Origin of the sequence: Nocardia amamiensis NBRC 102102 (genome assembly GCF_001612745.1) — a bacterium.
GTDB classification, from domain to species: domain Bacteria; phylum Actinomycetota; class Actinomycetes; order Mycobacteriales; family Mycobacteriaceae; genus Nocardia; species Nocardia amamiensis.
The window spans coordinates 1-11,821 of record NZ_BDBA01000266.1; the positions used below are offsets into that span (position 1 = coordinate 1).

An 11,821-nucleotide genomic window follows, 5' to 3' on the forward strand; every position below is an offset into this window, starting at 1 on the left:
CCGGTGAAGTTTGTCCCGGTGAGGGTGACTACGGTACCGCCGGTGGCGGGCCCGGAAGTCGGGCTGATCGAGGTGATGCTGGGAACCGGGGCATAGGTGTAGGAGACCCCGTTGCTGGTGCCACCGAGGCCGGTGACGGTGACCTGTACCGTACCGGCCGACCCCGCCGGCGCGATGGCCGTGATCTGGGTAGAGGAGTCGACGGTGAAGGTGGTTGCGGTGCTGCCGAACCGCACGGTCAAGGGGCCGGTGAACCCGGTGCCGGTGATCGTGACGCTGTTACCCCCCGCAATGGGCCCTACCGTTGGGGAGATGGATGTGATGGTGGGGACCACGACATAGGAGTAGGAGAGCGGGTTGCTGGTGCCGGTCGGACCGGTGACCGTAACCGACACGATCCCCGTTCCCGCAGGGCTGGTTGCCGTGATCTGCGTATCGGAGTTGACCGTGAACGAAGTCGCCGGTGTGCTACCGAAATTGACCGCGGTGGCTCCGGTGAAGCCTGTTCCGGTGAGAGTGACCGTGGTCCCGCCCGAGGTGGGCCCTTTGTTGGGGCTGATGCTGCTCAAGGAAGGAACCGCGATATACGTGTAGGAGACCCCGTTGCTGGTTCCCTGGAAGCCGGTGACGGTGACCTGTACCGTACCGGCCGACCCGGCGGGCGCGATGGCCGTGATCTGGGTAGAGGAGTTGACGGTGAAGGTGGTTGCGGTGCTGCCGAACCGCACAGTCAAGGGACCGGTGAACCCGGTACCGGTTATCGTGACGCTGTTACCCCCCGTCGTTGGCCCTGACGTCGGGGAGATGGAAGTGATGGTAGGCGCAGGCATGGCGGCCTCCTTGTTGCCGTGGTGATAGTTCCTCTGCACCGGGGGGTGCCCGACTCTCTCAGTGGCCCGGCTACTTCCATTAACGCCCTGGGACCGATGCCTCGGCAACGAGTCTCGAATCTGTTTTGGTCCGTTTTCGGATTGGCTGCGCGTCGACCGTGACCAGCCCGTCTGACGTTGCGGCAGCGGCATTTTCGCCGGGGGCCGGTTGCCGTCGGGCAACGGACCGCCGGGTTCGATCACGGAAGCCTTTGGGCTGCGGCGAGCATCCGGCAAACTCGCCGAAAACCGCTTCGCAGTGGCTCATCCAGGTGTATGGTTTGTCACAGGAACAGTTCGGGTGGGTCCTCGAATTCGATGCCCGCCTCCCGTGCTCGCGTCACCATCTTCCGGTCCCATTCCCGGTGCACCCGCAGCGCCATGCGGAACGCACCCATCTGCTCGGACATCTGTTGCGTCTGCGAAATGGCAAGGTCGCTCAACACCTTCGCGGCGTCGGCCTTCGTCTTGGTCATGGTGGCGTCGACGTCGCCGCGCTTGAACCATGCCGTCACGATTGCCGACAGCACCGAGGAGCTGGCGATCAGCACGAGCGCAACGAAGACCGGCGACTGCTGGACCATGGTCATGGCTCCTCCCTCATCTTCACCGCGTGCAGGGTCTGCACGTCCTGCAACACCTGTCGGCGCTTCCACAGGAACGCCAGACCCAGCGCGATAGGCAGCGGCCCGCCGAGAATCGTGGCGGGACCGAGAGTTCGATGCTGAAACTGCAGCACCAGTAGCTGAGCGCCGAATGCCATCAGCGACCAGCCGAGCGCCCCCAAGCCGATCTGCTCGACCAGATATCCCCACACGCGCCGGGCGAACACGCCGACCAGCGTCGCGAGGCAGCCGATCAGCATGAGGACCAGCCACACCGTCCGGAACCCCGGTGGCATGCTCGAGGTGGCGGTACCCGCTGGCGGACCGTAGAAGGCCTGCAACAGTGCCGACACCCCGAACACAGCGCACAGGACCACTTCGAAGGGATCGTGGCGCGTCGCCGCCTTCGGTGCTCTCATGCGGGTTCACCACTGCGGGGCGGCGCTGGACTCACCCGCTGGCGCGCCGACTCGACGGCCGGAAGTCCCAGCGCCGCCGCGACAACGGCGAGGATGAATCCGGACGTATCGGCCGATACGACACCACTGGTGACTCCGTACCCGATGAGCGGTACCAGCAGCGGGTACATCAGGGCGCGAACGGGCTCGCTGCGCAGGGTGGTGATTACTTTGTTCATCGGATTCCCTCTTCTCATTTGTGTGGGTTGTGTAGAAGCTCGCCGATGCCGTGATCGGCGGCCGGGGTGGTGTCCGGTTGACGAGCTGGTTTGTCGAAGTAGTCGTATATGCAGGTATCCCTGCGGCTTTTCGTCAAGGGTGTGCCGGTGGGTTGTAGCGGTTGCAGTTCACCGCGAATGCAGCAGGGCTTCCTGCCTTCGCGCCGGTGCAGCGTGTTCGGTCGGAACTCTCTGCACTTCGCCCCGCCGCTCGCGGCTGGGTCGTTCGGCACGCGGTCGATAGCGTCAGAGCGTCGACGGCCAGCTGGAAGCTAGTCGAATCCGTGTGTGGACGACGAGCTTTCGCGGTGCTGTTCGCCTGCGCGCACCGGGTGACTGCGATCGGCTCCGGTGCGGCCGGTGACGCTGACACGGGGACCCCACGAGTTCTGCCCCGAGAACGGGGGGAGGGAAGTAGGCATGTGCTGCCTCCTCGTTTGCTGATTCCTCTATACCGGGGGGTGCCCGACTGTGGTAGTGGCCCGGCTATTTCCATTAACACCCCTGGACCTTCCCCTCGGCAACGCGTCTCAGCATCCGTTTTTGTCCGTTTTCCAGATTGTTGCCAGGTGTTGACGGAGCCGGGATGATTCGGCGCGTAGGTGCCGTCCGGCGTTGCATCAGTGGGGTACTCGTGAATCCAGTGCGCGGGCCGACCGCACACTGCACGAGTTCGACGCGAACGTGAGTAACCGCCACAAGCTTTCGCCGACCGCCGACCACGATTTCTTTGCCAGTTCGGGCTACAGCTACGTTGGCGGCACGGCCGTCGACCGACCTTCGCCCGATTCGTCACGGGCAGGTCCGCGGGTACGGCAGATCGGGGATCTGCTTGTCCCATTCCGTCTCGCTGAGGCCCCGGCCCGCCCGCTGACATGCCAGTTCGCGGGCGTGCGCTCGGGCGTCGAGGATTCCGGCGAGTCGGACAAGTGCATGAGATTGTCGAATCCGCCTGTGGCCAGCATGCGCCCGTCAGGCTGAGCATGGCGGTATTTGTGGAACGATCGGAGTATTCCGCGACGAGCCTGCGCGGGTGGGTGACATCGGAGGTCTCCCACAGGACGAGGCGTTCGTTTCTTTCCGGCGGTGGCCATGAGGTCTGTTTGGGTGTGCCGGTCATCGCCCAGCGGTCATTGCACGGGCGGTGCAGGCCGGGCCACAGCAGTAGACCTACGCGCCGATGGCGGGCCGGCGTTCGCGGTGCCGTCGGCAGAAGTCGTCTACGGTGTTTCGGTGCGCACGCATTTCGAGCCGGACGAGGATGAGGACTACCAGGCCGCAAAAGCGCTGCTGGTGCGGCGTTGCGCGGACTGGGCGGCCGGGCAGGGCCTATCGGTGGATCCCTTCCTGATCGAGGTCGCACTGGACTCCCGGCATCTGAGCAGCGATGGTCGGCTGGTCCACTGGACTGGTGCCGCGGTTCGGCGTCTGCTGCTGGAATGGATTCCGGGCCGGGTCGGTGCCGACGTACGCCGGTTGCGGGCGGCGCCCGCGACGCTGCGCGCGCTGCTGGAGTATCTGTCGGCGACCGGATTGCTCGACCCGCGAGGCGACGCCATCGATCAGCTGTTTGCCGCGGTCTCCGGCGCGGAGCCGGAATACATTGCAGTGCTGGAGGATCCGAACCGGGCCGGGCTGGGTGCCAGGCTGGCTCGTGTCTCGGCATCCGATGATCTCGACTTGGCTTCCGTCCCTGATCTCGCGGCTGTCCTACAAGGCACGCTCGCGGGCGCGGTCTTGGGCTCGGAGGTGTTCGGTGGCCGGCAGCGCCTGTTCTCCCAGCCGCCGGTGGTGCTGCCCACCCCGGCGCAGCAGACGGAACAGGCGGAGGCGTCCGCAGTGGTCGGGCAGTTGCGAACGCTGGTCGATTGGGTGGGGCCGAAGGGCCGCGTTCTGACAGCGCGGGGCATGCTGCGGATCGCCGACGCGCGGGAGCTGGTGCCGCTGTTGGGCGCCGGCGACGAGGTGGACGGTGTGCGCAGCAGTGCCGAGCTAGCGGAGCTGACGCTGCTGGTGGCGTGGGCGAAAAAGGCCAGGCTGGTGCGGGTGGTGAAGGGCAGACTGGTCCAAGTGGCGAAGGCCGGGCCGGTACTGGCGGATCCGGTGATGCTGTGGCGGCGGGCGTTCGACGCGATTTTCGATCTGGCCGATGCCGTCTGCCGTCCACTGTGGGCCGATCAGCCGCCATCGATGCTGCACGACCTGTACGACATCGTGGTTCCGGACGTGCTCAACAGCGTCTACGGCATGGAACATCCGATGCCGCTGCGCCGGCTCGAGGAACCGATCTGGGCGCAGTGCCAGCAGGAGTTCGGCGACTACGCCATCTCCCCGCTGGCCTGGCCGGGAGAACGGGCCCGGATGGTCGAGGACCTGTCGGCGCTGTTCGACGCCCTCGCGCGGCTCGGCGCCGTGGAGATCACCCACGGCGTCCCCGACGAGCTGTATGTGCTCGATCTGGAGGAGGACAGCCCGTGGCCGGACGCGGTGTCGTACCTGACGGAGCCCGCGCGGCGCGAATTGCGAGACGACCTGCGCAAGCCGGGCCGGTTGGTGGCCCTGACAGGTCTCGGGCTGGCCGCGATGCGCGACCGGCTGCTCGCCGAGGGGCGGGAGGCGGGGGTGGTCGGAGAGCTCGCGCACGCCGACGCGGCGGGCCTGCTCGGTGTCGTCGCCGAGCACTACACCGAAGACACTGCACGCCTGGAGATCAGCGACTGGCTCGACACGCACGGCGACAATATCGAACTCCTGTTGCAGGCGATCCGGGATTGCCCGTTCCGGGGCAGGGCGGCCGCCATGCTGCACGTCCTCACCATGTCGCTGCCAGACGGTGCGGCGCTGCTGCGCCGATTGCGCAACGATCCGGTGCTGGCGCCACTGGTGTTGTCGAAGCTGGTCCACGACGGAGTGCTGGACATGCGGGATCTCACCGAGCGCGACAGCCTGCTCTGCATGACCGAAAGCTTCCTGCAGCTGTTCGAACTCGGCGGCCCGGACGCGATCGCCGGACAGCTGACGGCGCTGCCCGTTGCCGAGCGCCGCCAGCTGGCCGGGGCGCTGCGCGGATCGGGGCATCCGGCTCGCGACGCGGTCGGCGAACTGTGCGCGATGATCGGCCGCCGTTCCCGTTGAGGAATATCCGGCCGGTCTCGTGCCCGAGAGACTTCGATGGCGCCTGCCGCGCATTATGGTGGGGGCACAATAACCATGTGGGTCTCAAAAACACGACGGTCATGGTCGACGAGAACGACTTGGAGTTGATCAAGCAGGCGGCGGCTCGGGAAGGACGGCCGGAGTCCGAATTCTTCCGGGAGGCATTCCATTTGGTGGCGATCAGGAGTCGCCGATGGGAGGAGGACTGGGACATTCCGGTCGTGGACTTCGGCCGACCGATCACGTCGGATGAGATTCATCGAACCGTCAGCGACGCGGTCACCGATGACAAAGGCCGGTGATCGGTGATCCTGATCGGTGGCACCTCGGGTCTTGTCGTGGCCTTCAATGCCTCCGATCCGAGCACGGGCCGGCGCGCACGGCCCTGCAGCGGGCCGCTCTGACAGTGGTTTCCCCGCTGGTGCTCCTCGAGATCGAGCACGCGATCACACGGAATATGAACCGGGAGAAGGCATATGGGGTCAATGACTGGTTGCTTGCGCAAGAGCGGACAGGTCGCGTCGCGGTAGCAGAGATTCCGGCCGGTCTGCTCTGTATCGCGCGCCGTGTGCAAAGCCGATACGCCGACGTGCGGCTGGACTTGACCGACTCCACGAATATCGCGCCAGCCGAACGATACGAGACCGCAGACATCTTGACGTTGGACCGGCGGGACGTCCGGGCCGTCACCCCGCTGACGTGCCACGGCGCATTCCGAGTACTGCCCGATGATCTGTAGCGGGCGATGTGATGGGTCAGGAAGAGCTGGAGCGAACGGTCAGCTGCGGGCACCGCAGCAGCAGGGGCAGATCGGCTGGAGCCCTGCGCCTCTGCTGCAGGCCGACTATGAGGGCACCGTGTCGGCCCTGACAGCGTGCATCGAATATTTGGACGAGCATAGCGACATCAACCGCTACGATCAGACCATGACCGGGGATGATGAGGACGGGCCATTGTTTCGTCAGGCATTTCGTCATGCCGACGCTTTCGACAATATGCCTGAGTCCGACAGGAGTAAGGGGGCAATCGCGCGTCTCCTGGGTTGGGCGGTAGCAGCCTTCGCTGAAGGATTCCTGCGCTACGAGTTGCTCGTCGGCGCAATATTCTTCTCGATCATTGTTACCGTGATCGGGGCAACGACGGACAATCCGGCCTGGATGAGCGGCTACATCGCGGCCGGGCTGATCGGGATCATCTCGGTGGTTGTCGCGTTGAGGCGTCGCTGGTCCTTCGGACGGCAGTGGGCTGTCATTGTCGGAGTACTCGCAGCCGATTGTGTCCTGATGACAGTGTTCTGGACAATTCACTAGCCTTGCGCCGAGTCGGCTTGTGCCCGTGGTGAATCGGCGCGATCCCGGACGCACTGCCTGATCGAGGATCGGCTGCGAGACTGTCATCAGATAGTCTCGCAACCGACCGAGGTAGGCCCCCGAGGGGAATTGATGAGGGCGGCCTATCTGTAGAGATCGTCAGGCTTTGGATCGAAACTTGTATCACCTTGGATTGACGCGGTTATCGCGCCGCCATGCTCGGCGAGCATCCGACTCACATGGCTGTCGAGCAAGTGGGAGTTGGATGACTTGCCGGAGCAGAGTGATAGCCAACTTTCCTGCCCACTCGAAACCAAGGCAGCGGCCGACTGCATATCGGCGCCGAGTTCACCCGCGGCCGCCATTTTCTGCAGTTCTTGGAGATCTTCTGCTGTCGGCTGGCCTTGTTGCTTATAGCTGTCGAGATCCTTCTTGGCCTGATCGATAGCTGTGTCGAGCCGCTGGATCGCCGCCGCGATCGAGGAATCGGGAGTGCTTGTGGCCATCGTAATCCTTAACTTACTGCCGGGGTGGGCAACGATTCCCTGGTGAATACGGCAGTGCTTGCTACTATGAACGACTTGATCATGACCAGCAATTGCCAGAAGGTCATGATCACCCCCCTCGCCCTATTGATCATGATAATTCCGTCCTTTACGCTCTTGATCAGCTTGATTTGCCCGACGACGGGAATTGCTGCATTGGTCAGGGCGGCTGTGACGAAATTGATGACGGTCAGGATGATGTCCACCACCACCTGGGCGAGCTTGATCGCCTCGTCCAGTGCGTCGCTCAAGTGTTCAGCCATTTTCTGCATAGCTGTCTTCTGATTTCTCAGAGCGGTATTCCATTTTTCGAACTGCCCGGCCGCGGACGTCGATGCTTTCCCTGACCACGTTTTGGAGATCGATTTCTGGCCCTGCTCGAGATTCGCTCGAACGGCCTCCGTGCACTCGGCGAGGTGCCGCCACGCCGAGATCTGCGTGCCAGCCTTACCGATATCTCCGGCAAGCCATTTCGTGATGTGCTCGCGAGGGTCGGGTCCCCCAACGGCCACGACAAGGTCGGCAATTCGGTTATAAAAGATACCCAAAGAGATCTCGGCAAGTGCCCGGGAATCGATAGCAGGCGCAACCAACTTGTCTGCGCCAGAAGCTAGATCACCGAATCCGTCGGCCACGCCGTCGTCGACCACCGTCAGGGGAGTGTCGTCGAGCTTTGCGATTTCGCTCGCAAAGTTCCTGTCGGTTCTCTTGTATTCCTCGGCGGCATAAATGAGCGACAAACGCGCCTTGTCCTGGCCTTCGCTATCGGCCAGCGTGACATCATGGACCGACGGTAACAATTTAGTGTATTCCTCTGTTATCAACTCCAAGATCTTGCCGAAATCTCCATCTACTATGTTGCGTTTCGCATAGTTATGGGCCGCGAACATATCTGTTCCGGCTCGACCCACCTGCTCTGCCCACCCTCTGAGGTCGGCCACCTCGACTGAGAAATTCAATCCCATCCCCTCCAGATACCGCCGCGACTACTCGTTGCGGCCATGTGGAAGTGAACCACTTCAGTGTCGAACAATCAACTGATAGCGGCACTTTCCGCAGTGCATTCTTGGGTTGTAGCGCATCTGCTACGCGACCGGCGGGCGGAGTGCGGTTGTGGAATCCAAGCGCAGAACACGCCGGGGCCCTGTGTCGTAACGGCACGCCCCGTTCCGTTGGGCTGGTTACCAGGTTTCGGGGCGGGTGGATTCGAGGTGGCGACGGGCTTGGTCGATCCAGGTTGTGAAGTGTGTGGTGATGTCGCTGGGGGTGGTGGGGCGAATGGTGATGTGGTGGGTGCGGTGTTCGGTGTAGCGGCCGTCGCCTGAGATGTCGTGCCACTGGAGGACTTTGGCGGGTTTGGTGTGGGTGTGTAGGGGAGTGGGGAGGAGGACGGCGGTGCCGCCGCCGTCGGCTGGGCGGTGGAGGAGGCGTTGGTATTGCTCGCGAGGGGTGTTGCGGGCGTTGTCCTGGAGGTAGGTGTCGCGGCGGGGGGTGAGGTCGTCGGGGTGGAAGGTGGCGGGCTTCTCGGTGCCGGGTTGGCATGGGGGGATGGCGTTTACCAGGCGGGTGGGAAGTTGGTCGGTGGGGAATATGCGGACGCGGATGGGGCTGTGGTCGTGTTGGTTGCCTGCCTGGCTGAGGAGGACGGCGCGGTAGGGGGTGCGGGCGCCGATGATGCGGTATTCGCGGACGTCGTCGCGGCCGGTGCTGTTCTTGTGTTTGCAGGTGCCGCCGAGGATTTCGATGCGGAGGTCGGAGGTGCCGAGGGTGTGCAGGGCGGCGTTGATCTCGTCGAGTTCGTCGGTGGAGTAGCGGTTGCGAACGGCGGTGCGGTGGGCCTCGAAGTCGTCGCGGAAGGCGAAACGGCTGGTGTATCGCAGCGGGCTGGGGAAGCGGTCGTGCGCATCGCCGTACCAGAGGGCGGCGAAGTCGTCCGGGTCCCAAGTCCATTCAGCCATGTGAGGTCCAATCTGGCGGCGTCGGGGGCGGCCACTGTCGTGCGCGGACAGGGCCGCCACGCGTGGGCGAGGCGGGTGGCGAAGGTGTTGGGGCCGAATTGAACTGGACGCGTCGGGTCATGGTCTCGTCGCGTGAATTCGGTGGTGGCGCACTCAGTTCGGCTCGCCGCCGATGACGCCGCCGGGCAGCGTCCTCGGGAGCTCGCCGAGCAGTTCGTCGGTGTTCTCCTGGTTGATGAGGTAGTCCGGTGTGGTGTGCGTGGATTCCTCGTCCTTGCCGCCACTGCGGGCACCGGGTGCCATCATGCCGGGAACACCGCCCATACCGCGCGCGTTCGCGGCCGTCGCGGCGGCGGCTGCCGGTTTCGCCGCGGTGCTCGGCGTTCCCGGCGTGCCCGGGATGCTGCGTCCCGGTTGCGGCTGGTTCGGCGTGCCGGGTATGCCCGGTGTGCCTGGGCCGTGCGGGGTTCCGGTACCCGTCGGCATGGTTCTGGCGGGGTCCGTCGTGGTGGTCGGAGTCGTGGAGGTGGGGTCCACGCCAGCGGGTGTGGTCGATGTATTGGCCGGTGTCGTGTCGTCCGACTGCTGCTCCTGCGACGACTGGTCGGCAGACTGCTGCTCTTCGGTGCCCGGCTCATCGGGCTTGCCGTCGCCGTCCTTGTCACCGGGAAGACCAGAGTCGGTCGTGCCTGGACTATTGCCCGGGCTGGTCGAGCTGGGACCGCCGGGATTGCCGCTCTGGTAACCACCAGGTGGGGGCGCTGGAATGTCCACCGACGCGGTCGGGCCGACCGGTGTGGGCAGCACCGGGATCTTGCCGTCCATCTCGCTGAACGGCTGTACGTAGAACTGGTTCATCGCCGCCCGCGCGGTCTGCTCGGCCTCGGATTGTTCGCCCGACAGACTCCAGCGGCTCGGGTGGAAGATGCGCTCGGTCCAGGGGTAGTGGACGGTATCCGGAAGTGCGTTCTTCGTATTGGAGATTGCGGTGGCGGCGTCGCGGACGCGGCAGTACAGCTCTTCCAGGGATGTGGTCAGGTCTTGCGCTTCGCGGGTGTATTTGGCGATCGCGTCCTTGGACTGCTCCGCGGCCGGACCCGACCAGGCTTGGGCGATGGAGGTCTGGATGGAGCGGGCGAAGGTTTCGACGCCCTGCTCCCACTGGTTGCGGGCTTGCCAGTACTTGTCGGCTTGGGTGTGCGCGTCGGCGGTGTCGAGCGGCTTGAACGTGTCGTTGATCCGTGAATGTTCCCAGCTGTCGGTGTGCTCGCCGCCGTTCGGGATGCGCTTGTTCTCGTAGCCGCTCATTTGTTCGTTCCGTCCGGAAGGTGGTTCGGTCCGAACCGGAGTCCGACGGGCGGGCGCTCGGCCAGCTCGGTGTTCTGTCTGTTGAATTCGGCAGCGAACCTGCTGTCCGCCTGCATCATTCGATCCCGGACGATCCGGTGCACCGCTTGGATGTCCTCGACGATGCGGAAGTGCTCTTCCATGATCTGATGGACGCTATTGCGATCTTCGGCTCCGTTTGCCTTCTTCTTGAATCTATCGACCAGAGTTTGTGCCGAGACCATGTCGCCGTTGCCCTCGCCCAAGCCCCAATGCTCCTGCTGAGAAACAGCATCCATGGACCTCTGGATTCTTCGAATCGCGTCTTTGAAGTACTCGCAGTCACGGTCTATGTAGATGAAGTCCTCTGCGGACATCTGGATACCTAGCTGCCCCTCCTGCGCCGCAATCAAGATGTTCGCCATCGGCCGAGGCGCCTGCGCGTTGTCGTCACCCATGTGCTACTCCCTCCCGGTGAGTTCGATCGCTTCAGCGTATTTCAAACAGTGGCAGGCATTGTCGGCACTACCTTCTCCGCCAGAGTCTTCGCGAGCGCGCAGGTGTCGAGTTGGCCGGTCTTACGATTCGACGGAGGATTGCTGAGGAAGAACTCGAGGCTTCCGCCCTTCATCTCCACGTTGATCGTGCACACGGCATCGGGGTGCTCTTCGACCTGCCGTGTGGAGATCGCACGGCGACCGTTGATGGTGTATTCGCGGGCATCTTGGAACTTCTTATCCCGCACCATGTCTACGGTGAGGTTCGTTGTGCGAATGAAGGGTGCGTATCCATCGGTTTGTACCCACCCGCAGCCGCGCCATCTGACTCCTCCCGACGCTCTGGAGTAGTCTGTGTCCTTGCTACGCAGGTTTTCGGAGTCGAGCACACTTTGGGGGATGTCGGTGCAGGGGTCATAGCCGGTGGGTGCGTCGGGGGCGATGCTCGGGTTGGCGGAGGACGCTCCGGTCGGCGCGGCATTGTCATCGGCCGAGGAGCCGCAGCCCATTAGAACGAGTGCGGCACCGACGGCGAGGATGGCCAGTCGCCGCGAATTCCGCCCTGATGTCATGGGTTCCCCTCGTACACCGGTGTGTTGTTCCTGGCCTCTCCAGGGCCGGACCGGCTCCTCCGCCCCCTGCAGTGAATATTGACGCTACCGGGGGGTTTTCTTGGACGCAAGCGTCCTGACATGCATTGCCGGTCCGAAGTCGCCAGTTCAGAGTGCCCCGAACCCGCCGCGAGGGAGGGTCCGGGGATGGGGCCCGAGCGGCTCAGTTAGGACTGTGTCCGGTCGAGTTCGCCGTTGGTGATGCTGGCGGTGAACGAGTCCCACTCGCTCGGTGTGAACACAAGAGCCGGTCCGGTGGGGTCCTTAG

15 protein-coding genes are annotated in these 11,821 nt (G+C 64.1%); 4 read left to right on the forward strand and 11 right to left on the reverse strand.

Annotated features, from left to right (window positions below):
- The 4 genes from NA4_RS34420 to NA4_RS34435 form a co-directional block, all read right to left on the reverse strand.
- Window positions 1-830 (reverse strand): IPT/TIG domain-containing protein (locus NA4_RS34420; RefSeq protein ID WP_218022503.1); only part of this gene is annotated, 830 nt, incomplete at its 3' end.
- Window positions 831-1,153: 323 nt separating this feature from the next.
- Window positions 1,154-1,459 (reverse strand): hypothetical protein, encoded by a 306-nt coding sequence (locus NA4_RS34425; RefSeq protein WP_067479635.1) that lies wholly within the window; start codon window positions 1,457-1,459, stop codon window positions 1,154-1,156.
- A complete protein-coding gene (locus NA4_RS34430) occupies window positions 1,456-1,893 on the reverse strand; it encodes a hypothetical protein (RefSeq protein WP_157129481.1) in 438 nt (145 codons plus the stop codon). The genes NA4_RS34425 and NA4_RS34430 overlap by 4 nt, the downstream gene beginning before the upstream one ends.
- Window positions 1,890-2,111 (reverse strand): hypothetical protein, encoded by a 222-nt coding sequence (locus NA4_RS34435; RefSeq protein WP_067479637.1) that lies wholly within the window; start codon window positions 2,109-2,111, stop codon window positions 1,890-1,892. Before NA4_RS34435 ends, NA4_RS34430 begins: the two co-directional genes overlap by 4 nt.
- Window positions 2,112-3,383: 1,272 nt before the next feature.
- Between NA4_RS34435 and NA4_RS34445 the strand changes: the two genes are divergently transcribed.
- The 4 genes from NA4_RS34445 (at window position 3,384) to NA4_RS34460 (ending at window position 6,616) form a co-directional block, all read left to right on the forward strand.
- Complete coding sequence (locus NA4_RS34445; protein ID WP_067479663.1) at window positions 3,384-5,285, forward strand: hypothetical protein; 1,902 nt, start codon at window positions 3,384-3,386, stop codon at window positions 5,283-5,285.
- A 77-nt stretch (window positions 5,286-5,362) separates the two neighbouring features.
- Window positions 5,363-5,608, forward strand: coding sequence for a ribbon-helix-helix protein, CopG family (locus tag NA4_RS34450; RefSeq protein ID WP_067479639.1), 246 nt, complete (start codon window positions 5,363-5,365; stop codon window positions 5,606-5,608).
- A gap of 104 nt (window positions 5,609-5,712) precedes the next feature.
- Complete coding sequence (locus NA4_RS34455) at window positions 5,713-6,045, forward strand: PIN domain-containing protein (RefSeq protein WP_245671719.1); 333 nt, start codon at window positions 5,713-5,715, stop codon at window positions 6,043-6,045.
- A 118-nt stretch (window positions 6,046-6,163) separates the two neighbouring features.
- A complete protein-coding gene (locus NA4_RS34460) occupies window positions 6,164-6,616 on the forward strand; it encodes a hypothetical protein (protein ID WP_067479640.1) in 453 nt (150 codons plus the stop codon).
- Between the two features lie 143 nt (window positions 6,617-6,759).
- On the opposite strand, the gene NA4_RS34465 is transcribed toward NA4_RS34460, so the two are convergent.
- The 7 genes from NA4_RS34465 to NA4_RS39725 all read right to left on the reverse strand — a co-directional run.
- Complete coding sequence (locus NA4_RS34465; protein ID WP_067479648.1) at window positions 6,760-7,122, reverse strand: hypothetical protein; 363 nt, start codon at window positions 7,120-7,122, stop codon at window positions 6,760-6,762.
- 8 nt (window positions 7,123-7,130) lie between these two features.
- A complete protein-coding gene (locus NA4_RS34470; RefSeq protein ID WP_157129482.1) occupies window positions 7,131-8,126 on the reverse strand; it encodes a WXG100 family type VII secretion target in 996 nt (331 codons plus the stop codon).
- Window positions 8,127-8,342: 216 nt separating this feature from the next.
- Window positions 8,343-9,119, reverse strand: a complete 777-nt coding sequence (locus tag NA4_RS34475) for an ESX secretion-associated protein EspG (protein WP_067479654.1) — start codon at window positions 9,117-9,119, stop codon at window positions 8,343-8,345.
- Between the two features lie 153 nt (window positions 9,120-9,272).
- The gene (locus NA4_RS34480; RefSeq protein WP_067479661.1) at window positions 9,273-10,427 is read right to left on the reverse strand and encodes a WXG100 family type VII secretion target; all 1,155 of its coding nucleotides are present in this window, start codon (window positions 10,425-10,427) and stop codon (window positions 9,273-9,275) included.
- A complete protein-coding gene (locus tag NA4_RS34485) occupies window positions 10,424-10,903 on the reverse strand; it encodes a hypothetical protein (RefSeq protein WP_245671720.1) in 480 nt (159 codons plus the stop codon). The genes NA4_RS34480 and NA4_RS34485 overlap by 4 nt, the downstream gene beginning before the upstream one ends.
- A 41-nt stretch (window positions 10,904-10,944) precedes the next feature.
- A complete protein-coding gene (locus NA4_RS34490) occupies window positions 10,945-11,451 on the reverse strand; it encodes a DUF3558 domain-containing protein (RefSeq protein WP_245671721.1) in 507 nt (168 codons plus the stop codon).
- 269 nt (window positions 11,452-11,720) lie between these two features.
- On the reverse strand, window positions 11,721-11,821 hold a 101-nt coding region (locus NA4_RS39725; RefSeq protein ID WP_157129483.1), incomplete at its 5' end, for a DUF397 domain-containing protein.

What these genes read in the sequence shown, in the direction of transcription:
- NA4_RS34490 (WP_245671721.1), bottom strand. Translation starts at nt 11,451, where the DNA reads ATGGGCTGCGGCTCCTCGGCCGATGACAATGCCGCGCCGACCGGAGCG.
- NA4_RS34465 (WP_067479648.1), bottom strand. Translation starts at nt 7,122, where the DNA reads ATGGCCACAAGCACTCCCGATTCCTCGATCGCGGCGGCGATCCAGCGG.
- NA4_RS34485 (WP_245671720.1), bottom strand. Translation starts at nt 10,903, where the DNA reads ATGGGTGACGACAACGCGCAGGCGCCTCGGCCGATGGCGAACATCTTG.
- NA4_RS34435 (WP_067479637.1), bottom strand. Translation starts at nt 2,111, where the DNA reads ATGAACAAAGTAATCACCACCCTGCGCAGCGAGCCCGTTCGCGCCCTG.
- NA4_RS34475 (WP_067479654.1), bottom strand. Translation starts at nt 9,119, where the DNA reads ATGGCTGAATGGACTTGGGACCCGGACGACTTCGCCGCCCTCTGGTAC.
- NA4_RS34430 (WP_157129481.1), bottom strand. Translation starts at nt 1,893, where the DNA reads ATGAGAGCACCGAAGGCGGCGACGCGCCACGATCCCTTCGAAGTGGTC.
- NA4_RS34470 (WP_157129482.1), bottom strand. Translation starts at nt 8,126, where the DNA reads ATGGGATTGAATTTCTCAGTCGAGGTGGCCGACCTCAGAGGGTGGGCA.
- NA4_RS34480 (WP_067479661.1), bottom strand. Translation starts at nt 10,427, where the DNA reads ATGAGCGGCTACGAGAACAAGCGCATCCCGAACGGCGGCGAGCACACC.
- NA4_RS34425 (WP_067479635.1), bottom strand. Translation starts at nt 1,459, where the DNA reads ATGACCATGGTCCAGCAGTCGCCGGTCTTCGTTGCGCTCGTGCTGATC.